Here is a 19,002-nt window from a genome sequence, read left to right on the forward strand (position 1 = left end):
CTGAGATGCGTACCACTTTCAACTACAAGCACTTGTATTACTTCTGGGTGGTAGCCAAAGAAGGCGGTATCACTCGGGCGGCAGAGAAACTCGACATGGCGGTGCAAACAGTGAGCGCACAGGTGCGTGAGCTTGAGCGCTCTCTTGGTTATGCGTTGCTCAAACCTGCAGGGCGCGGTTTAACGCTGACGGATGCGGGTGTAGCCGCAATGCAGCAGGCTGACCAAATTTTCCAATTGGGTGAAAACCTGCCCAGCAAAGTACGCGACGCGGTGAGTTCTCCCACCGTGCGTCTGGCCGCAGGCATATCGGATGGCCTGCCCAAACTGGTGGTGCGACGCCTGATGCAGCCTGTGATGGGCGAGCCCAATTTGCGCTTGCTTTGCCACGAGGGCGAGTTTGATGACCTGTTGGGCGACTTGGCCCTTCACCGGCTGGACGTGGTGCTGTCAGACCGCCCTGCACCGGCCAACGCCAACATCAAGCTGTACAACCATGCACTGGGGTCATCGGACGTGTCCTGGTATGGCAGTGCGGCGCTCGTCAAGTCGGCCAAAAAGAAATTTCCGGCCAGCTTAGCCGAGGTGCCAGTGCTCTTGCCCACCGCCCACACGGCGGTGCGTACCCGACTGGACCATTGGTTTGAGCACCACGCCATCCAGCCGCGCATCGTGGGCGAGTTTGAAGACAGCGCCTTGCTCAAGACGTTTGGTGAAAGCGGCATGGGCGTGTTCCCGGCAGCCGGGTGGGTGCACGACGAGTTGCTGGCACATTACGATGTGCAGCGCCTGGGATCGTGCGATGGCGTGAAAGAACATTTCTTTGCCATTGGCACCGAAAAGAAAGTGCAACACCCGCTGGTGCAGCGGCTTTTGCAAGCCACAGAATCCGCTGCTTGAAAAGCAAAGAGCCCCCGGGGTGAACTGACCCCGTGGGCTCTTTCGCATTGCTGACCGTTAAGCCTTGGCTGAACGCACACTCAACAACATGGTCACCGCCAGGATACCGACCACCACACCCAGGGAGATGCCCACCGGTATCTTGAACACATCGATCAGGCACATCTTGGTGCCGATGAACACCAGGATCACCGCCAGACCGTAGTTGAGCAGGTGGAACTTGTTGGCCACAGCGGCCAGAAGGAAATACATGGCACGCAAACCCAGGATGGCGAACACGTTGCTGGTCAACACGATGAAGGGGTCCGAGGTGATCGCAAAAATCGCCGGGATCGAATCCACCGCAAAGATCACATCCGTCAACGCGATCAAACAGATCACCATGAACAAGGGCGTGGCGATCTTCTTGCCGTTTTCCACGGTCCAGAAACTTTCACCGTCGTAGTTTTTGCTGACAGGCAAAACCTTGCGCAGCAGCTTGAGCGCCGGGTTGTCGTCGAGATCAGGCTCTTTGCCTGCAGCCCACCACATCTTCACACCCGTGAGGATCAGGAAAGCACCAAACACATAAAGCACCCAGTGGAACTCGGCCAGCAACCAGCCCCCCACCAGAATCATCACGGTGCGCAGCACGATGGCACCGATGATGCCGATCATCAGCACGCGCTTCTGGAAATTCGTGGGCACAGCGAAGTAGGTGAAGATCATCAGGAAGACAAAGATGTTGTCCACCGCCAATGATTTTTCAATCAGGTAGCCGGTCAGAAACTCCAACGACTTGGTGTTCGCGAGCTCGACCGAGCCAGTGGTGTCCTTGATGGCCCACCAGAACAGTCCGTTGAACAAAAAGCTCAACGCGATCCAGATCAGGGACCAGTTGAGCGCTTCCTTGACGCCGATGTCGTGAGCGCCCTGCTTTTTGAGCACCACAAAATCCACGAAGAGCGACACCAGCACGATGGCCACGAAGGTGGCCCAGAGCCACAGGGGAGCAATGGTTTCCATCAAATACCTCTTTGTTATTGAACACACACTGTAGGCCGAATCGGTTTTCGAACTGACGTGAATGTTTATCCACATACACGACAGAACAAGGGATTCGGATGCCCGTATTTTTACTGAATAAATCTATTATTTACTCTTAAAAAACAAGAGTTTCAAACTTGATTTTCTTGCTGTTTTCCGTAGCCCTTCATGGGCAACATGCCCTATCGACTTAGCGGAAGCGTCATGCCTTTCTTTAAAACCCTGCATTCCTCCCTGCAAAGGGCATTACCCACACGCGAATCACTGGCGCAACATACCTGGCTGAAACCGATCGCGCACCACTTGCTGAATCCACAGCTCTGGCGTCTGCAGCATGAGTCTGTCGCCCGAGGCGTGGCGATTGGCACTTTTTGGGCCTTCGTGATTCCATTGGGCCAGACTTTTGTGGCAGCGGCAAACTGCACTTGGTGGCGCGGTAACATTCCCGCAGCTGCCGTCATGACCATGCTGACCAACCCTTTGACTTTCGGATTCTGGTTGTGGTTGGCCTACCGTGTGGGCCATCTGGTTCTGGGGGTGCCCGTACCGACAGAAACGCTGGCCATAACAGGCTGGAGCCACAACCTGCAAGAGGTGGGTGGCCCCATTCTGCTGGGCATGGGCATTTTTGGTGTGGCTGGTGCCACTTTGGGCTATCTGCTGGTCAAACTCAGCTGGCGTCTGCGAGTGGCGCTCAGACGGCACAAATCGAACACGGTTGCATGAAAGTTCGTTAACCGCAGCACTCTTTAAGCAAAAACCGCCAGCCCCTTTCGGAGACTGGCGGTTTTTTCATGCAGCCTCAGCTGAACGCATCACTTGGCTTTCGGGTAATCAGAAACCACTTTCCAGCGGCCGTCCTGAATTTGGGACATGCGCGAAATGTTGCTGCCCAAGCGCTTGGTGGCACTGAAAGTCATTTCAGGGCTACCGAACATGTCTGCAGGGATCTTCATCGTGTCCATGGCCTTGATGAAGCTTTCGGTGGTTAGGTTGGCACCGGCCTTTTCAACCGCACGCAGGTACGAGTCCAAGGCGTTGTAGCCATAAACCGAGAACACGGTCGGGTCTTCGTTGAACTTGGTCTTGTACTTGTTGGCCCAGAAACGGATGTTCTGCGCGGCTTCGTCCAGGTAAGGGTGCTGCACGGTCATGGTGGCGTAAAAGCCGTTCATGGCGGGGCCGCCCAGCTTGTGGATCAGGTCGGTGTAGGCGGCGCTGGAACCGATGAACGTGGGGTTGAAACCCAGACGGCGCGCGGTGGCAATGCCGCCAATCGTTTCACGGATGATGGTGCCCATGACCACAAAGTCGCACTTGGCCGAAGAGAGCTTTTGCATCTGCGAGGCGAAGTCGGTTGCGCCGCGCTTGTAGGTGGTAACTTCTGCAAACTGCAAGCCGGCGTCCTTCAGACCTGCTTCGGCGCCCCGGAACACTTCAAGGCCGAATTCATCGTCTTGGTACATGGCGCAAATTTGCTTGGCACCTTTTTCTTTAACCAGAACCGGGACTGCCTGGCGCATCTGGTCAAAATAGGTGGCGGCAAAAGAGTACTTGAGCTTGTGGAAGGGCTCGTACATCTCACGCGCAGCGGTCACAGGGAAAAAGTTGACCACGTTTTTCTGGAACTGCACAGGCATGGCGGCCATGTTCTGGGCCGTGCCGATGTGGGCGATCATGCCGAAGATCTTGTCCTGGTTGACCAGCTTCTGAGCTGCCAGCACCGCGCGGCGTGGGTCATAGCCGGAGTCTTCCACCAGCAGCTTGATCTTGCGACCACCGACACCGCCTTGTTCGTTGGCTTCATCGGCGCGCAGCATCATGCCCAGGCGCACTTGCTTGCCAAAACCAGCCAGTGGGCCGGACAAATCCTGGATGGACCCCAGCACAAGTTCGTTTTTGCTCACACCTTGCGTTTGGGCCATGGCGCTGCCTGCGGTCAAGGCCATCGCCGCAGCGATCAGACTGAGTTTGATTTTCATGGGGCTTGTCTCCTGTTGTAGTGAAAAAGGTGAATCGGTCAGCGGTACATCGCTTCAATTTGCGGCGCGTACTTTTGTTGAACCAGTTTGCGCTTGAGCTTCATGGTGGGGGTCAGCTCTTCGTCTTCGGCGGTGAGTTGCGTCTCCAGCAGCCAGAATTTCTTGATCTGCTCGACGCGGGCAAATTTCTTGTTCACACGCTCAAGCTCGTTCTGGATCAGGTCCTGCACCTCTGCAGCGCGAGTCAGGCTGGCGTAGTTCGAGAAAGGCACATCGTTGTCCTGTGCAAATTTCTCCACGTTTTCCTGATCGATCATGATGATCACTGTGAGGTAAGCCCGTTTGTCGCCAATGACCACCGCATCGGTGATGTAGGGCGAAAATTTCAGTTCGTTTTCCAGCTCGCTGGGGGTGATGTTCTTGCCCCCAGCCGTGATGATGATGTCTTTCATCCGATCGGTGATGCGGAAAAACCCTTCCTCGTCGACCACGCCCACGTCACCTGTGTGCAACCAGCCGTCCGCGTCGATGGTCTCGGCGGTTTTTTCGGGCAGGTTCAAGTAGCCCATGAAGACGTTGATGCCACGGACCAGGATCTCACCGGTCACTGGGTCCAGACGGACTTCGTTGAAATCGGCCGCAGGGCCAATGGAGCCGGGTTTGATGTGGTCAGCGGGCACACCGGTGGCCGCACCACAGGTTTCGGTCATGCCCCAGACTTCCAGCATGGGCAGGCCCAGCGCCAGATACCAGCGCACCAGATCGGGCGAGATGGGCGCGGCACCGGTCACCAGAAAGCGGGCACGGTGGATGCCGATCATCTTGCGCACGTTGTTGAGCGCGAGCCAGCGTGCCACATGAAAGCGAGCCTTCAGGTGCGCAGGCACAGGCTTGCGCGCCAGCACCAAGTCGGCCACCTGCTGGCCCACGCCGATGGCCCAGGCATAAATGGCCTGCTGAAAGCCACCAGCCTCTTTCAGCGCGATCATCACGCCGGAATAAAACTTCTCCCACACACGCGGCACACCCGTGAACACGGTGGGCGCGATCTCGCGCACATTTTCGGGCACGGTTTCGGGATTCTCGACAAAGTTGAGTTTGGCACCGGTGTAGAGCGAAAAATACTCGCCGCCCATGCGTTCGGCGATGTGGCACAGGGGCAAGAAACACATGCACTCGTCGGTCTCGTCGCGCGCGATCAGCGTGTTGTAGCCGCGCACGCTGTGCACCAGCCCCCGGTGGTTGTGCATGGCGCCCTTGGGTTTGCCTGTGGTGCCTGAGGTGTAGACCAGAATGGCCAGGTCTTCGGGACGGCAGGCCTGCGTGCGCTGCGCCAGCATGTCGGGATGGGTCTTCAGATGCTCACGGCCCAAGGCGCGCAAGTCATCCAGGCTGATCACCTGCGGGTCATGGAACTCGCGCAAACCGTCCATGTCGAACACGACAATTTTTTGCAGCAGCGGCAATTTGTCGCGCACGGCCAGCGCTTTGTCGAGTTGCTCGTCGTCTTCGACAAACAGAACCGACGTGCGTGAATCTTCACTCAGGTAATGCACCTGATCGGCCGCATCGGTGGGGTAGATGCCGTTGGACACACCGCCGGCACTGAGCACCGCCAAGTCACACAAGACCCACTCGATGTTGGTGTTCGAGAGGATGGATGCGGTGTGCTTGGCCTCAAAGCCCAGCGACATCAGGCCATGGCCGATCTCGCGCACAGCTTGGGCCGTTTCGTTCCAAGTCCAGCTGCGCCAGATGCCCAGCTCTTTTTGACGCATCCAGACATTGGGGCCGCGAGCGGCCACCGCGTTCCAGAAAATCGCGGGGATGGTGTCGCCCGCCATGACGATGTTTTTATTGGGCGCAATGCCCGAGGCGTCCCAGAGGTTGCTCATCTCTTATCTCCAGGTTTTCTTCTTTTTCCAGCGGCGGTCGGCGCGCACGCCTTCTTCCTTCATGCCCAGATAGAACTCCTTGATGTCGTCCTTTTCACGCAAGCGGGCACAGCTGTCTTCCATCACGATGCGACCGTTTTCGAGCACATAACCGTAGTCCGAAGCGTTAAGGGCCATGTTGGCGTTTTGCTCGACCAGCAAGATGGTGGTGCCACGCTCGCGGTTGATGCGCACCACGATCTCGAAAATCTCTTTGGTCAGCTTCGGGCTGAGGCCCAGGCTGGGCTCATCGAGCAAGATCAGATCGGGGTTGGCCATGAGGGCCCGGCTGATCGCCAGCATTTGTTGTTGGCCGCCCGAGAGCAAGCCCGCGTCTTGCGCCGCACGCTCTCGCAAGATCGGGAAGTAGTTGAACACCGCTTCCATGTCGCGCGCCACGCCATCGCGGTCGTTGCGGGTGAACGCCCCCATCAGCAGGTTGTCGCGGATCGACAGCAAGGGGAACACCTCGCGGCCTTCGGGCACATGCATCAGGCCGCGCTGCACAATGTGGGCCGGGTCCATGGCGGTGATGTTTTGGCCCTTGAATTCGACCGAGCCCTTGCGCGGATCGATGATGCCGCTGATGGTCTTGAGGATGGTGGTCTTGCCCGCGCCGTTGGAGCCGAGCACGGTGGCGATTTCGCCCTTTTTGACCTGCAGGCTCACGCCCCGGATGGCCTTGATCGGGCCGTAGGCGCTTTCGACGTTGAGCAGTTTGAGGACGATGTTGGCTTCGTTCACGGCGGTGTTCATGCGGCCTCCGCTGTGTGGTTTTCGCGGCGCAGGCTGGACACATCGTCCACCGAACCCAGATAGGCCTCGATGACACCGGGATCGCTTTGCACTTGGCTGGGTGAGCCGGTGGCCAGCTCCTGGCCCTGGCTCATGGCCAGCACGCGGTCAGAGACTTTGGACACCAAGCCCATGTCGTGCTCGACCATGAGCACCGAAATGCCCAACTCGTGTTGGATGTCGGAAATCCAGAAGGCCATGTCTTCGGTCTCTTCGACGTTCAGGCCCGACGAGGGTTCGTCCAGCAACAAGAGCTTGGGCTCGGTGCACAGAGCGCGGGCCAGCTCCACCACTTTGCGCACGCCGTAGGGCAAGCCTGCGACCATGGAATCGCGGTGGTGTTGCAGGTCCAGGAAGTCGATGACTTCTTCGACTTTTTCACGCGCTTCGATTTCGGCCGCACGGGTTTGGCTGCTGAAAAACATCTCACTCCACAAACCCGTTTTGCGGTGCGTGTGGCGACCGATCAACAGGTTTTGCAGCACGGTGGCGTGCTCGAACAACTCGATGTTTTGGAAAGTGCGCGCAATGCCCAGCCCGGCAATGTTGTGCGCGGGCTGATCCGTCAGGCGCAGCGTGCCCTTGGGGCCTGCGTAGTCGATCGTGCCCGTGGTGGGCGTGTAGATGCGGCTGATCAGGTTGAACACCGTGGTCTTGCCCGCGCCGTTGGGGCCGATCAGGGTGAAGACTTCGCCGCGTTTGACGTCGAAGCTGACGTTGTTAACGGCCAGCACACCGCCAAAGCGGACGCTCAGGTTCTGAGCCGAAAGGAGGATGTCGTCGTTCATTTGAGGCGGTCCGACTTCTGGAAGGATTTTTGACGCTTGAACATGCCACGGCGGTAAAACGGGAACAGCTGGAACCAGGTGCGCACCTTGAGCCAGCGACCGTACAAGCCCATGGGCTCAAACAACACAAAGGCAATCAACACAATGCCGTAGACCGTGCCTTGCAAACCGGTCGCACCGCCAATGGCGGCAGGCAAAAAGTCTTTGCCCATGGCAATCAGCTGCGGCATGACGATCAAAAAGATCGCGCCCAAAAACGCACCGTGCACCGACCCCAAACCGCCGATCACCACCATCAACAGCAAGTCGATCGACTGGATGATGTTGAACTGATCGGGCGAGAGGAACTGGATCTTGTGCGCGTACAAAGCGCCGCCAATGCCTGCCAGCGCGGCCGACAAAGCAAACGACAGGGTCTTGTAACGGGCCAGGTGGATGCCCATGCTTTGCGCCGAAATTTCAGAATCGCGGATGGCCACAAAGGCCCGGCCTGTGGACGAGCGCAGCAAGTTGAGGATGGCCAGCGTGGCCCCCACTGCCACCACCAGGCAGAGGAAATAAAACTCTTCGGTGCTGTCCAGCGTCCAGCCCAGCATGGCAGGCGGGTTGACGCTCAAACCGGCGTTGCCACCGGTCATGTGCTCCCAGCGCGCAATGCCCTCTTCGACGATGAAACCGAAGGACAAAGTGGCCATGCCCAGGTAAATGCCTTTGACGCGCAGCGCGGGCAGGCCCACGACGACACCGGCGATGGCCGAGAACAGCCCGGCGCACACCAGCGCCAGCAGAAACGGCACCCCGGCATTGACCATCACGGCTTCGGTGTAGGCGCCCACGCCCAAAAAGGCCGCATGCCCCATGGAGAACAAACCGGTGAAACCGGCCAGCAGCATCAGGCCCAGGCCCACCACGGCGTAGATCAGCACAAAGGTCAGTTGGGCCAGCCAGTATTCAGCCACCACCCAGGGGGCGGCGATCAGGAACAGCGCCAGCAAGCTGTACCAAAAGACATGGCCACCATGCTTGGCCAGCGTGATGTCCTGGTTGTATTGGGTTTTGAAAATGAATCGCATGCGAGGGCCTCAGACTTTCTTGCGCAGTTTTTCGCCGAACAAGCCATTGGGCTTGAGCACCAGCATGAGCAAGACCACGATGTAAGGCGCGATGTCTTTCACGCCTTCAGGCAAATAAAAGCCCGCGAGCGACTCCACGATGCCGATCACCAGACCCCCCACGATGGCGCCCGGCAAGCTGCCAAAGCCGCCGACCACCGCTGCGGGGAAAGCTTTCAGGCCAATGAAGCCCATGTTGGCGTGCACAAAGGTGATGGGCGCTAAAAGCAAACCCGCCACCGCCGCCACACCCGCCGCCAAGCCCCAAACCAGACCGTTGAGGCTTTGCACCGGGATGCCCATGTAATAGGCCGCCAACTGGTTTTGCGACGAGGCCTGCATGGCGATGCCCAGCTTGCTGTACTTGAACATGGCAAACAAGCCCAGGCACAGCACCGAGGTGAAAGCGATCACCACCAGCTGCTCAGCCGCCACCACGAGCCCACCCATCTGCAAGACCTGGCCCGCATACGGTACGGGCATGGTGTGGGTGTCGGTGCCCACGTCGGGGATCATGGTGATCAGGCCGCGCAGCACATAGCCCACCCCGATGGTGAGCATGACAATTGAAAAAGCAGGCTGGCCAAGGATGGGGCGAATGACCAAGCGTTCGAGCAGAACGCCAAACACACCCATGGCCACGATGGCGGCAGGCACCGACACCCAGAACGGAAAACCCAGCCACGTCATGGCAGCCAGGCCCGCGAAGGCGCCGACCATCATCAGATCGCCCTGGGCAAAGCTCACCGTTTCGGTGGCCTTGTAAATCAGCACGAAACCCAGGGCGATGAGTCCGTAAATACAGCCCTGAGCCACACCGCTGATCAGCAGTTGCAGCAATTGCACGCTTGTCTCCTTTTTTGTACTTTTGTCGATTTGCCTCTGCTGGATGGTGCTTTTGGTGCACACCCCTGCATTTGCGAACGATCGTGCGATTGTGTATGTCTTTCACGAGACTGACCCTAGGGGTTGTCCCCCATCCACAGTCACGTGAGCGGCAGCAAGATGAGGGCATGAAGCAATCCATACGCATCGGCTCAGGCCTCGGTTTTTACGGAGACAACTGGGAGCCCGTGGTGGCCAGCATTGAGCGCGGCGAAGTGCAGTTCATTGCCAGCGACCATCTGGCCGAACTCACTCTGGCGATCTTGCAAAAAGACAGACAACGAGACCCGAGTCTGGGTTTCGCCCGCGATGTGGTGCCCATGCTTTTGCGCCTGTGGCCTTTGATGCAGCCGCGTGGTGTGCGCTTTGTTTGCAACGCCGGCGGCTTGAACCCTATGGGCGCAGCCCAGGCCGTGCGCACTGCCTTGGCCAGTAAGGGATGGCACCCACGGATTGCCGTGGTCTCTGGCGACGACGTGCTGAGCAAGTTACAAGATGCGCAGGCTGACTTTGACCACATGATGAGCGGCACCGAGGTGAACAGCGTTCGTGATCGTCTGGTCTTTGGCAACGCCTACTTGGGCGCGCAACCGATCGTTGACGCCTTGGACCGAGGGGCCGACATCGTGATCACTGGGCGTGTGGCCGATGCAGCGCTTTTTTTGGGACCGCTGGTGCATGGCCTGGGCTGGAAGCTGGGCGATGCCAGCACGCCAGAAGACTTCAATCGCCTGGCGCAGGGCCTGACGGTGGGACATTTGCTGGAGTGCTCAGGCCAGGGCAGCGGCGGCAATTTTGGCGACCAGGGCCACTGGCAAAGCATCCCGGATCTGGGCCACATCGGTTACCCCATCGCCGAAGTGTTTGCCGACGGCACGGCCATCATCACCAAAACGCAGGACACTGGCGGGCTGGTGAACTTTGACACCGTGCGCCAGCAATTGCTGTACGAGGTGCACAACCCGCACGCGTATTTTTCACCCGACGTGGTGCTCGACATGGGGCAAATTCAGCTGCACGACGAGGGTCAAAACCGTGTGCATTTGAGCGGTGCACAAGGCAGTGCTCCTTCTAACCAACTCAAAGTGGTGGCTGGCTTCAGGGACGGCTTCAAGGCCGACATCACCTGGGGCTTTTCATGGCCCGAAGCTTGGGACAAGGTTCAAGCGGCCGAGCGCATCATCCGCGAGCAATTGCGCGAGAGAAAAATCCCTTTCGACGAACTGTTTGTGGAATACCCCGGCCTGAACTCTGCCCATGGGGCATTGACCCCCTTGCCACCCGCCGCCGAACTCAATGAACGCCATGAAATCTGGGTGCGCATGGTGCTGCGCACGCCCAGCAAAGCGGCAGCCGATGGCTTTGGTCGGCTTTTTCCATGGATGGCCCTGAGCGGCCCGGCCTACACCTGCGGCTTTCAGGGCCTGAACAACACCAGCGAACTGCTGGGCATCTGGCCCACGCTCATCGATCGAAATCTTGTCAAAGCGCACGTTGAAATGCTGGAGGTGCAAGCATGAACACCACACTGCGCATACCCCTGGTGAAACTGGCCCACGCCCGCAGCGGCGATAAAGCCGACTGGGTGGACTTTGGCCTGTTCGCCTGGAATGAAACGGGTTACCGCATCCTCGCACGCGAGGTGTCTGCTGCCAAAGTGCAAGCGCACTTCGCACCCTGGCTGCCCGGCCATGTCGATATCTGGCCGCTGCCAAATATTCTAGCCATCAAGTTGGTGCTGCACGCCGCCTTGCAAGGCGGCGGTGCACGCAACCTTCGCTTGGACAACTTGGGAAAAGCAATGGGTGCAGCCCTGCTGCGCATGGAAATCAACGTCAGCCCCGAAGAACTCGAGCAGGCACAAAAAAGCCCCCGAAGGGGGTGGTGGCCGGACTTACCCCGGACTTGATCCGGGGTTCATGGTTCAAACGCGCTCGATGATCAACGCAATGCCCTGACCCACGCCAATGCACATGGTGCACAGCGCGTAACGGCCCGCAGTTTGCTGCAAACGGTTGATGGCGGTGGTGGCCAAACGGGCACCCGATGCACCCAGCGGGTGGCCCAGCGCGATCGCACCGCCCCAGGCGTTGACACGGGCGTCGTCGTCTTTCAGACCCAGCATGCGCAGCACCGCCAGGCCTTGCGCAGCAAACGCTTCGTTCAACTCGATCACGTCCATGTGGTCAATGGTCAACCCCGTCTGGGCCAGCACCTTGAGCGTGGCGGGCGCAGGGCCAATGCCCATGACACGCGGGGCCACACCGGCCGTGGCCATGCCCACGATGCGGGCTTTGGGCGTCAGGCCGTTTTTGGCTGCAGTGGCTTCGTCGGCCAGCAGCAGCGCACAAGCGCCATCGTTCACACCGGAGGCATTGCCTGCGGTCACGGTGCCGTCCGGGCGCACCACGCCTTTGAGTTTGGCCAACGCTTCGAGGCTGGTTTCGCGAGGGTGCTCGTCGGTATCGACAATGATCGCATCACCCTTTTTCTGGGGAATGCTCACACCCACAATTTCACGCGCCAAGTGACCGGCCTTGATGGCGGCCACAGCGCGCAACTGGCTGTTGTAGGCCATCAGGTCTTGTGCTTCGCGCTCGATCTTGTAATCGGTGGCCACGTTTTCGGCCGTCTCAGGCATCGAATCGACGCCGTATTGGGCTTTCATCAGCTTGTTCACAAAGCGCCAGCCAATCGTCGTGTCGTACACCGCGTTGGCGCGGCTGAAGGCGCTCTCAGCCTTGGGCATGACAAAGGGGGCGCGGCTCATGCTCTCGACACCGCCAGCAATCATCAAACCCGCTTCACCAGCCTTGATGGCGCGCGCGGCGGTGCCGATGGCGTCCAGACCCGAACCACACAGGCGGTTGATGGTGGCGCCCGGAACATCAATGGGCAAACCGGCCAGCAAGCTGCTCATGTGGGCCACGTTGCGGTTGTCTTCACCAGCCTGGTTGGCGCAGCCATAGAGCACGTCGGTCACCGCCGCCCAGTCCACATTGGGGTTACGGGCCATCAGGGCGCGCAGGGGCACAGCGCCTAGGTCGTCGGTCCGCACGCTGCTCAAGGCACCGCCGTAACGGCCGAAGGGGGTGCGGATGGCGTCGCAAATGTAGGCTTGATTCATGTTTTTAGTCTCCAGATTAAGGTTGCATGCATTTTATTGCATGTTTTGAGTTTGCTTGGGTTCATTCTAGGTGCTGAATCCGCAAGGGGTATGTGCGGCGCTGCCCGGGCTCAGAGGCGCTTCGCTTTGCCACATCGCCCGAGCAGCGCCGCACATACCCCTTGCTCAGTCTTCGGCTTAATTTGTACTGCACCCATGCTGGTGTGTTGGGCTCAGGGGCTGGGGTGATGTGGCAAAGCGAAGCGCCTCTGAACCCCGGCCCCTGAGCCCAACACACCAACCCACGCAGGGCGACATGAAGGACAATCCATCCCATGCTGATCCAACCTTCACAAGCCGACGTACGGCGATTTTTTTGTGGTGTTTACGCCAAAGCCAAAACCTCAGCCGCTCTGGAGCCGATGGAAATGCTCGTCAGCCAATGGATTGACGAGCACCCTGAATACCACGCCGAATTGGCCGATATGGATGCCGCGCTGGCCAGCATGCACAAAGCCGATCCCCACAAGGAAAATCCATTCCTGCATTTGTCCATGCACCTGTCCATCAGCGAGCAATGCAGCATCGACCAACCTCGCGGCATTCGCCAAGCGGTCGAGTTGCTGACACACAAACTGAACTCGCTGCACGACGCCCACCACCAGACCATGGAATGCCTGGGCCGCATGGTCCACGAAAGTCAGCGTGCAGGCCGCATGCCCGATGGGGCGGCCTACATCGACTGCGTACAGCGCCACGCCACCAAGGACTGAGGCTGCGCAAGGCTCAAAGGGCCGTGAACGCGATCAAAGCGCTGTGCGGCTCTGGATGTGCGACAGGATGTCGGCGACCGACACCTTGGTCGCTTCGGCATCGCGGCGGTGCTGGTACTCGACCACACCGTCTTTGAGGCCCTTGTCGCCGATGGTGATGCGGTGCGGCACACCGATCAGCTCCCAGTCCGCAAACATGGCGCCGGGGCGCTCGCTACGGTCGTCCAAAATCACGTCCACACCTGCGGCCAGCAGACCGTTGTAGATGCGCTCGGCCTCGGCCTTGACGGCTTCGCTGCGGTCCATGCCGATGGGGCAGACCACCACGGTGAAGGGGGCAATCGCGTCGGGCCAGATGATGCCGCGCTCGTCGTGGTTTTGCTCGATGGCGGCGGCGGGCAGGCGGGTCACGCCGATGCCGTAGCAGCCCATCTCCAGAAACTGCGGCTTGCCGTTTTCATCGAGGAAAGTGGCGTTCATGGCCTTGGAATATTTCGTGCCCAGGTAGAACACATGGCCGACTTCGATGCCGCGCTCGATCGCCAGCTCACCTTGGCCGTCGGGCGACTTGTCGCCAGCGACCACGTTGCGGATGTCCGCCACCAGTGCGGGCTCGGGCAGGTCACGGCCCCAGTTGACGCCGGTGATGTGGAAGTCTTCTTCGTTTGCACCGCAGATCCAGTCGGCCATCACGGCCACATCGCGGTCGGCCACCAAGTGCACGGGCTTTTGGAGGTTCAGCGGGCCGAGGTAACCGGGCTTGCAGCCGAAGTGCGCTTCGATTTCGCTCAGTGTGGCGAACCGGAAACCGCCTTCCATGCCGGGCAGCTTGCCGACTTTGACCTCGTTCATGTCGTGGTCACCGCGCAGCAGCAAGAGCCAAACTTGGGATTTGACGATCTCGCCCTGCTCGTTCAGGGTGTCGGTGGCCAACACCAACGACTTGACGGTGGTAGACAGCGGCACGTTCAGCAAGGCGGCCACGTCTTCGCAGGTGCTCTTGCCGGGCGTGGGCGTTTTGCTCAGAGCTTGGGTGGCTGCGCCGCGTGGCTGGCTGGGTGCCAGGGCCTCGGCTTTTTCGATGTTGGCGGCGTAGCTGCTGGTCGGGCAGTAGACGATGGCGTCTTCGCCGGTGGCGGCAATCACCTGGAACTCTTCGCTCAGGTCGCCCCCGATGGCGCCGCTGTCGGCGGCCACGGCGCGGTAAGTCAGGCCAAAGCGGTCAAAAATCTTGCGGTAAGCGGCGGCCATCACCTGGTAGCTAGCCTTGGCGCTGACCATGTCGCGGTCAAAGCTGTAGGCATCTTTCATGATGAATTCACGGCCACGCATCAGGCCAAAACGCGGGCGGCGCTCGTCGCGGAACTTGGTTTGGATTTGGTAGAAGTTTTTGGGCAGCTGCTTGTAGCTGCGCACTTCCTGGCGCACCACGTCGGTCACGACTTCTTCGCTGGTCGGTTGGATCACGAAATCGCGGCCGTGGCGGTCCTTGATGCGCAGCAATTCCGGGCCCATCTTGTCAAAGCGGCCGGTCTCTTGCCACAGCTCGGCGGGCTGCACCACGGGCATGGTCATCTCAATCGCGCCTGCGCGGTTCATCTCTTCACGCACAATGGCCTCGACCTTGCGGATCACGCGCAAACCCATGGGCATGTAGTTGTAAATGCCTGCGCCCAGCTTCTTGATCATGCCGGCGCGGGTCATCAGCTTATGGCTGACAACTTCCGCGTCCGCTGGGGCTTCTTTGAGGGTGGAAATGAGGAACTGGGAGGCTTTCATCGCGGCAGACTATCTTGACAAGGGCATCAGGGAAACATCCAAGAGCGAGCGCTGGTGCGGCGTGCATAATGGACACAATTTAAAAATTTGAGGTTGATTATGCTTGACCGTGAAGGCTTTAGGCCGAACGTCGGCATCATTCTGCTCAACCAGAGAAATCAGGTTTTCTGGGGCAAGCGCATACGCACCCACAGCTGGCAGTTTCCGCAGGGTGGCATTGACCGGGGTGAAAGCCCTGAACAGGCCATGTTCCGTGAACTGCACGAAGAAGTGGGGCTCCACCCGGAGCATGTGCGCATCGTGGCCCGAACCCGTGACTGGTTGCGCTATGAGGTGCCAGACCGCTTCATCCGAAGGGATGCACGCGGCTTTTACAAAGGCCAGAAACAGATCTGGTTTCTGCTGCAGATGGTCACGCACGACCACCACTTGAACCTGCGCGCCACCGACCACCCCGAGTTCGACGCCTGGCGCTGGAACGACTACTGGGTGCCACTGGATGTGGTGGTGGAGTTCAAGCGCGGCGTGTACGAAATGGCGCTGACCGAGTTGGCGCGCTTTCTGCCTCGCAATGACCGGCAAAACCGTTATTTGCGCGGCGGCTCTCGTGGTCCACGCGAAGGCATGGATGCAGACAACGGCAGCATGGAAATGCAGCCTCCACCGCACATGGAGTTGCCTCCGGGTGCCAGCTTTGATCCCAATCCGCAAGGGTGATCGAGGCGAGCAGACATTAAAAAGCCCACTTCAAGTGGGCTTTTTTGCGTGCCATCGGCGGCAAGCCGTCATGGTTGGTGTCAACGACTGAGGATCAGGTTGTCGCGGTGCACCATTTCCGGCTCGGCGGTGTAACCCAGCAAAGCTTCGTATTCGTGCGAGGGCTTGCGGCACAACAAACGGGCCTCGGCGCTGGCGTAATTGGCCAGACCGCGGGCGATTTCAGCGCCCTGTTCATCGCGGATGGCGATCACGTCACCGCGCGAAAAATCACCCGACACCCCATTCATGCCGATGGGCAACAAACTCTTGCCTTCGTTCAGCACCTTGTGGGCGGCCCCAGCATCCACCGTGACCGAACCGCGCAACTGCAAGTGGTCGGCCATCCACTGCTTGCGCGCTTGCTGCTTGGCGGTTTGGGCCACCAGCAAAGTGCCCATGTTGTCGCCCTGACACAAGCGCAGCAGGGCATCGGGTTCGCGCCCCCAGGCAATCACCGTGGATGCCCCAGAGCCTGCAGCCCGTTTGGCCGCCAAAATTTTGGTGATCATGCCGCCCTTGCCCAAGCTGGAGCCTGCACCACCGGCCATAGTTTCCAGCGTGGGGTCGCCTGCACGGGCTTCGTGCACGAACTTGGCGGAGGGGTCTTTGCGCGGGTCGGCGGTGTATAGACCCTTCTGGTCGGTCAGGATGACCAACAAATCGGCTTCTATCAGGTTGGCCACCAAGGCACCCAGGGTGTCGTTGTCGCCAAACTTGATCTCGTCGTTGACGACCGTGTCGTTTTCGTTGATGACCGGCAACACGCGGTGCTGCAGCAAAGTCAGCAGCGTCGAGCGGGCATTGAGGTAACGCTCACGGTCAGCCAGATCGGCGTGCGTCAGCAGCACCTGGGCGCTGCCCATGCCGTTTTCACGCAGCTTGGTTTCGTACATCTGCGCCAAGCCCATCTGCCCAACAGCAGCGGCCGCTTGCAGGGCGGGTACTTCGCTCGGGCGAGTGGTCCAGCCCAGGCGCTTCATGCCCTCGGCAATCGCACCGCTGGAGACCATGACCACTTCTTTGCCTTGGGCGCTGAGCAGCGCCATTTGGCGGCACCATTCGCCAATCGCGCCCTCGTCCAGACCACGCCCTTCATTGGTCACCAGGCTGGAGCCCACTTTCACAACGATGCGGCGGGCGTCACGCAAGAGGGAGGAAACAGCAGGAGTGGTCATGCTCAAGGGTCTACTTTGGCTTTTGATCAGCAGTGGGCAGCAATAGCGCCCGGTGTGGCGTTATTCAGAAGGCAGCGCTTTGAAACGCGGGTCATCGGCATCGGGCTCTTGCGGCTTGTCCTGCTCCTTGAAGCGAGGATCAATGTCCACCACACCCTGCTCAATGATCTGCTGGGCACGGATGTGCTTGTAGATTTCCTTGATCAGCGGCTCACAACCTTCGCGGGTCAAAGCTGAAATCTGGAAAACCGGGCCTTTGTAGCGCATGCGTTTGATGAAGTCTTTCACGCGCGCCTCGCGCTCGTCGGCTGGCACCATGTCCAGCTTGTTGAGCACCAACCAGCGCGGCTTGTTGTAGAGGCCCGGATCGTATTTTTTCAGCTCGGCCACGATGGCCTTGGCTTGCTGCACCGGATCGACGTTTTCGTCAAACGGCGCAAAGTCGACCACATGCAAGAGCAAGCGGGTGCGCTGCAAATGGCGCAGAAACAAGTGGCCTAAGCCCGCACCTTCGGAGGCACCTTCGATCAAACCTGGCACATCGGCCACCACAAAGCTTTGCTCGGGACCCACGCGGACCACACCCAAGTTGGGGTGCAAAGTGGTGAAAGGGTAATCGGCAATTTTGGGGCGGGCGTTCGAGACGGCCGCGATGAAAGTGGATTTGCCTGCGTTGGGCATGCCCAGCAGACCCACATCGGCCAGCACCTTCAATTCGAGCTTGAGCTCTTTTTTCTCACCCAGCCAGCCGGGTGTTTTTTGGCGCGGGGCACGGTTGATCGCGCTCTTGAAGCGCATGTTGCCAAAACCACCGTCACCGCCTTTGGCAATCATGATGGTTTCACCCGGCACCAACAGTTCGTACAGCACTTCGCCCGTTTCGGCGTCGGTGATGATGGTGCCCACCGGCATTTTCAGCGTCACATCGTCACCGGCCGCACCAAACATATCAGAGCCCATGCCGTGCTGGCCACGTTTGGCTTCGTGACGGCGCGAGTAGCGGTAATCGACCAGGGTGTTGAGGTTGATGTCGGCATAAGCGAACACATGGCCCCCACGACCGCCATCGCCCCCGTTGGGACCACCGAATTCTTTGTACTTTTCATGGCGGAACGAGACGCAGCCGTTCCCGCCGTCACCCGCGGAGATGTCAATATAGGCTTCGTCAACGAACTTCATGAGATTTCCAGTGTAGCTTGGGGCTCGCCGTCAAATACCAGCGAGCCAAAATGCGAAAAGCCCCGGCTTGCGGGGCTCCTCTTCGCAATGGGCGAGACAGGCTTAAACAGCCGGTGTCACGTTGACCATGTGCTTGCTGAGCTCACCTTTGGTGGAGAACGACACGTGGCCGTCAACCAGGGCAAACAAAGTGTGGTCCTTGCCGATACCGACATTGTTGCCAGCATGGAACTTGGTACCACGTTGACGAACGATGATCGAGCCAGCGCTGATCAGTTCACCACCGAAAGCCTTGACACCCAGCATCTTCGGCTTGGAATCACGACCGTTACGCGTAGAGCCGCCGCCTTTTTTCTGTGCCATGACCTATTCTCCTCAGGCAGAGATCGCGCCGATTTGCAGTTCAGTGAACTGCTGGCGGTGACCCTGACGTTTCTGATAGTGCTTACGACGGCGCATCTTGAAGATGTGCACTTTGTCGTGCTTGCCATGAGCCAAAACTGTGGCTTTGACTGTGGCGCCGGACACCAGGGGCGTGCCGATCTTGAGTTCAGCGCCGGTACCGACGGCCAAAACTTGATCAATCACGATTTCCTGGCCAACGTCCGCAGCAATCTGTTCTACTTTAATTTTTTCGCCAGCGACAACACGATACTGTTTGCCACCGGTTTTTATGACCGCGTACATAAATGACCTCTTTGAATGGAAGTTTCCAAGGGCTAATCCCCAAGGAACCGAAGATTCTAACACGACACCGACAGATCAGGCAAATGCCCCGAGCAAGCCGACCGCTTGCGTCAAGGTGTCACA

General features: G+C 59.1%; 19 protein-coding genes. 6 read left to right on the plus strand and 13 right to left on the minus strand.

Annotation, left to right across the window (positions count from 1 at the left end; genetic code table 11):
- Nucleotides 1-5: 5 nt before the first annotated feature.
- A complete protein-coding gene (locus B9Z33_RS14660) occupies nucleotides 6-899 on the plus strand; it encodes a LysR family transcriptional regulator (protein WP_108287722.1) in 894 nt (297 codons plus the stop codon).
- A 57-nt stretch (nucleotides 900-956) separates the two neighbouring features.
- Here B9Z33_RS14660 and B9Z33_RS14665 read toward each other — a convergent pair whose 3' ends face one another.
- The gene (locus tag B9Z33_RS14665; protein ID WP_108287723.1) at nucleotides 957-1,904 is read right to left on the minus strand and encodes a TerC family protein; all 948 of its coding nucleotides are present in this window, start codon (nucleotides 1,902-1,904) and stop codon (nucleotides 957-959) included.
- Between the two features lie 225 nt (nucleotides 1,905-2,129).
- Between B9Z33_RS14665 and B9Z33_RS14670 the strand changes: the two genes are divergently transcribed.
- Nucleotides 2,130-2,651 (plus strand): DUF2062 domain-containing protein, encoded by a 522-nt coding sequence (locus B9Z33_RS14670; RefSeq protein WP_233252851.1) that lies wholly within the window; start codon nucleotides 2,130-2,132, stop codon nucleotides 2,649-2,651.
- Nucleotides 2,652-2,740: 89 nt separating this feature from the next.
- Here the strand turns inward: B9Z33_RS14670 and B9Z33_RS14675 are convergent, their stop codons facing one another.
- From B9Z33_RS14675 to B9Z33_RS14700, 6 genes are read right to left on the minus strand one after another with little or no spacing between them, the layout of a single operon-like run.
- Nucleotides 2,741-3,907, minus strand: coding sequence for an ABC transporter substrate-binding protein (locus B9Z33_RS14675; protein WP_108287724.1), 1,167 nt, complete (start codon nucleotides 3,905-3,907; stop codon nucleotides 2,741-2,743).
- Nucleotides 3,908-3,945: 38 nt separating this feature from the next.
- Complete coding sequence (locus tag B9Z33_RS14680; RefSeq protein WP_108287725.1) at nucleotides 3,946-5,802, minus strand: long-chain fatty acid--CoA ligase; 1,857 nt, start codon at nucleotides 5,800-5,802, stop codon at nucleotides 3,946-3,948.
- Between the two features lie 3 nt (nucleotides 5,803-5,805).
- A complete protein-coding gene (locus B9Z33_RS14685) occupies nucleotides 5,806-6,597 on the minus strand; it encodes an ABC transporter ATP-binding protein (RefSeq protein WP_108287726.1) in 792 nt (263 codons plus the stop codon).
- On the minus strand, nucleotides 6,594-7,424 hold the full coding sequence (locus B9Z33_RS14690; RefSeq protein ID WP_108287727.1) for an ABC transporter ATP-binding protein: 831 nt from the start codon (nucleotides 7,422-7,424) through the stop codon (nucleotides 6,594-6,596). Before B9Z33_RS14690 ends, B9Z33_RS14685 begins: the two co-directional genes overlap by 4 nt.
- Nucleotides 7,421-8,497 (minus strand): branched-chain amino acid ABC transporter permease, encoded by a 1,077-nt coding sequence (locus B9Z33_RS14695; protein WP_108287728.1) that lies wholly within the window; start codon nucleotides 8,495-8,497, stop codon nucleotides 7,421-7,423. The genes B9Z33_RS14690 and B9Z33_RS14695 overlap by 4 nt, the downstream gene beginning before the upstream one ends.
- Nucleotides 8,498-8,506: 9 nt before the next feature.
- A complete protein-coding gene (locus tag B9Z33_RS14700; RefSeq protein ID WP_108287926.1) occupies nucleotides 8,507-9,382 on the minus strand; it encodes a branched-chain amino acid ABC transporter permease in 876 nt (291 codons plus the stop codon).
- Nucleotides 9,383-9,549: 167 nt separating this feature from the next.
- Between B9Z33_RS14700 and B9Z33_RS14705 the strand changes: the two genes are divergently transcribed.
- Entirely contained in the window at nucleotides 9,550-10,941 is a 1,392-nt protein-coding gene (locus B9Z33_RS14705) for an acyclic terpene utilization AtuA family protein (protein ID WP_108287729.1), read from the plus strand.
- A complete protein-coding gene (locus tag B9Z33_RS14710) occupies nucleotides 10,938-11,330 on the plus strand; it encodes a hypothetical protein (protein WP_108287730.1) in 393 nt (130 codons plus the stop codon). Before B9Z33_RS14705 ends, B9Z33_RS14710 begins: the two co-directional genes overlap by 4 nt.
- Nucleotides 11,331-11,345: 15 nt before the next feature.
- Here B9Z33_RS14710 and pcaF read toward each other — a convergent pair whose 3' ends face one another.
- On the minus strand, nucleotides 11,346-12,548 hold the full coding sequence (pcaF, locus tag B9Z33_RS14715; protein WP_108287731.1) for a 3-oxoadipyl-CoA thiolase: 1,203 nt from the start codon (nucleotides 12,546-12,548) through the stop codon (nucleotides 11,346-11,348).
- Between the two features lie 314 nt (nucleotides 12,549-12,862).
- On the opposite strand from pcaF, the gene B9Z33_RS14720 reads away from it, so the two are divergent.
- Nucleotides 12,863-13,300, plus strand: a complete 438-nt coding sequence (locus B9Z33_RS14720; RefSeq protein WP_108287732.1) for a DUF1841 family protein — start codon at nucleotides 12,863-12,865, stop codon at nucleotides 13,298-13,300.
- A 33-nt stretch (nucleotides 13,301-13,333) separates the two neighbouring features.
- Here B9Z33_RS14720 and B9Z33_RS14725 read toward each other — a convergent pair whose 3' ends face one another.
- The gene (locus B9Z33_RS14725) at nucleotides 13,334-15,079 is read right to left on the minus strand and encodes a proline--tRNA ligase (RefSeq protein WP_108287733.1); all 1,746 of its coding nucleotides are present in this window, start codon (nucleotides 15,077-15,079) and stop codon (nucleotides 13,334-13,336) included.
- 99 nt (nucleotides 15,080-15,178) lie between these two features.
- Here B9Z33_RS14725 and B9Z33_RS14730 point away from each other — a divergent pair, with 99 nt between their 5' ends.
- Complete coding sequence (locus tag B9Z33_RS14730; protein ID WP_108287734.1) at nucleotides 15,179-15,796, plus strand: RNA pyrophosphohydrolase; 618 nt, start codon at nucleotides 15,179-15,181, stop codon at nucleotides 15,794-15,796.
- Nucleotides 15,797-15,876: 80 nt separating this feature from the next.
- On the opposite strand, the gene proB is transcribed toward B9Z33_RS14730, so the two are convergent.
- From proB to rplU, 4 genes are all read right to left on the minus strand, one after another.
- On the minus strand, nucleotides 15,877-17,013 hold the full coding sequence (proB, locus tag B9Z33_RS14735) for a glutamate 5-kinase (RefSeq protein WP_108287735.1): 1,137 nt from the start codon (nucleotides 17,011-17,013) through the stop codon (nucleotides 15,877-15,879).
- 60 nt (nucleotides 17,014-17,073) lie between these two features.
- Entirely contained in the window at nucleotides 17,074-18,192 is a 1,119-nt protein-coding gene (gene cgtA / locus B9Z33_RS14740) for an Obg family GTPase CgtA (protein WP_108287736.1), read from the minus strand.
- Nucleotides 18,193-18,294: 102 nt separating this feature from the next.
- Entirely contained in the window at nucleotides 18,295-18,555 is a 261-nt protein-coding gene (rpmA, locus tag B9Z33_RS14745) for a 50S ribosomal protein L27 (protein WP_019430604.1), read from the minus strand.
- Nucleotides 18,556-18,567: 12 nt separating this feature from the next.
- On the minus strand, nucleotides 18,568-18,879 hold the full coding sequence (gene rplU / locus B9Z33_RS14750; RefSeq protein ID WP_019426390.1) for a 50S ribosomal protein L21: 312 nt from the start codon (nucleotides 18,877-18,879) through the stop codon (nucleotides 18,568-18,570).
- Nucleotides 18,880-19,002: the final 123 nt, after the last annotated feature.

It is taken from the genome of Limnohabitans sp. T6-20 (assembly GCF_003063505.1).
GTDB lineage: Bacteria > Pseudomonadota > Gammaproteobacteria > Burkholderiales > Burkholderiaceae_C > Limnohabitans_A.

What these genes read in the sequence shown, in the direction of transcription:
- B9Z33_RS14660 (WP_108287722.1), top strand. Translation starts at nt 6, where the DNA reads ATGCGTACCACTTTCAACTACAAGCACTTGTATTACTTCTGGGTGGTA.
- B9Z33_RS14665 (WP_108287723.1), bottom strand. Translation starts at nt 1,904, where the DNA reads ATGGAAACCATTGCTCCCCTGTGGCTCTGGGCCACCTTCGTGGCCATC.
- B9Z33_RS14670 (WP_233252851.1), top strand. Translation starts at nt 2,130, where the DNA reads ATGCCTTTCTTTAAAACCCTGCATTCCTCCCTGCAAAGGGCATTACCC.
- B9Z33_RS14675 (WP_108287724.1), bottom strand. Translation starts at nt 3,907, where the DNA reads ATGAAAATCAAACTCAGTCTGATCGCTGCGGCGATGGCCTTGACCGCA.
- B9Z33_RS14680 (WP_108287725.1), bottom strand. Translation starts at nt 5,802, where the DNA reads ATGAGCAACCTCTGGGACGCCTCGGGCATTGCGCCCAATAAAAACATC.
- B9Z33_RS14685 (WP_108287726.1), bottom strand. Translation starts at nt 6,597, where the DNA reads ATGAACACCGCCGTGAACGAAGCCAACATCGTCCTCAAACTGCTCAAC.
- B9Z33_RS14690 (WP_108287727.1), bottom strand. Translation starts at nt 7,424, where the DNA reads ATGAACGACGACATCCTCCTTTCGGCTCAGAACCTGAGCGTCCGCTTT.
- B9Z33_RS14695 (WP_108287728.1), bottom strand. Translation starts at nt 8,497, where the DNA reads ATGCGATTCATTTTCAAAACCCAATACAACCAGGACATCACGCTGGCC.
- B9Z33_RS14705 (WP_108287729.1), top strand. Translation starts at nt 9,550, where the DNA reads ATGAAGCAATCCATACGCATCGGCTCAGGCCTCGGTTTTTACGGAGAC.
- B9Z33_RS14710 (WP_108287730.1), top strand. Translation starts at nt 10,938, where the DNA reads ATGAACACCACACTGCGCATACCCCTGGTGAAACTGGCCCACGCCCGC.
- pcaF (WP_108287731.1), bottom strand. Translation starts at nt 12,548, where the DNA reads ATGAATCAAGCCTACATTTGCGACGCCATCCGCACCCCCTTCGGCCGT.
- B9Z33_RS14720 (WP_108287732.1), top strand. Translation starts at nt 12,863, where the DNA reads ATGCTGATCCAACCTTCACAAGCCGACGTACGGCGATTTTTTTGTGGT.
- B9Z33_RS14725 (WP_108287733.1), bottom strand. Translation starts at nt 15,079, where the DNA reads ATGAAAGCCTCCCAGTTCCTCATTTCCACCCTCAAAGAAGCCCCAGCG.
- B9Z33_RS14730 (WP_108287734.1), top strand. Translation starts at nt 15,179, where the DNA reads ATGCTTGACCGTGAAGGCTTTAGGCCGAACGTCGGCATCATTCTGCTC.
- proB (WP_108287735.1), bottom strand. Translation starts at nt 17,013, where the DNA reads ATGACCACTCCTGCTGTTTCCTCCCTCTTGCGTGACGCCCGCCGCATC.
- cgtA (WP_108287736.1), bottom strand. Translation starts at nt 18,192, where the DNA reads ATGAAGTTCGTTGACGAAGCCTATATTGACATCTCCGCGGGTGACGGC.
- rpmA (WP_019430604.1), bottom strand. Translation starts at nt 18,555, where the DNA reads ATGGCACAGAAAAAAGGCGGCGGCTCTACGCGTAACGGTCGTGATTCC.
- rplU (WP_019426390.1), bottom strand. Translation starts at nt 18,879, where the DNA reads ATGTACGCGGTCATAAAAACCGGTGGCAAACAGTATCGTGTTGTCGCT.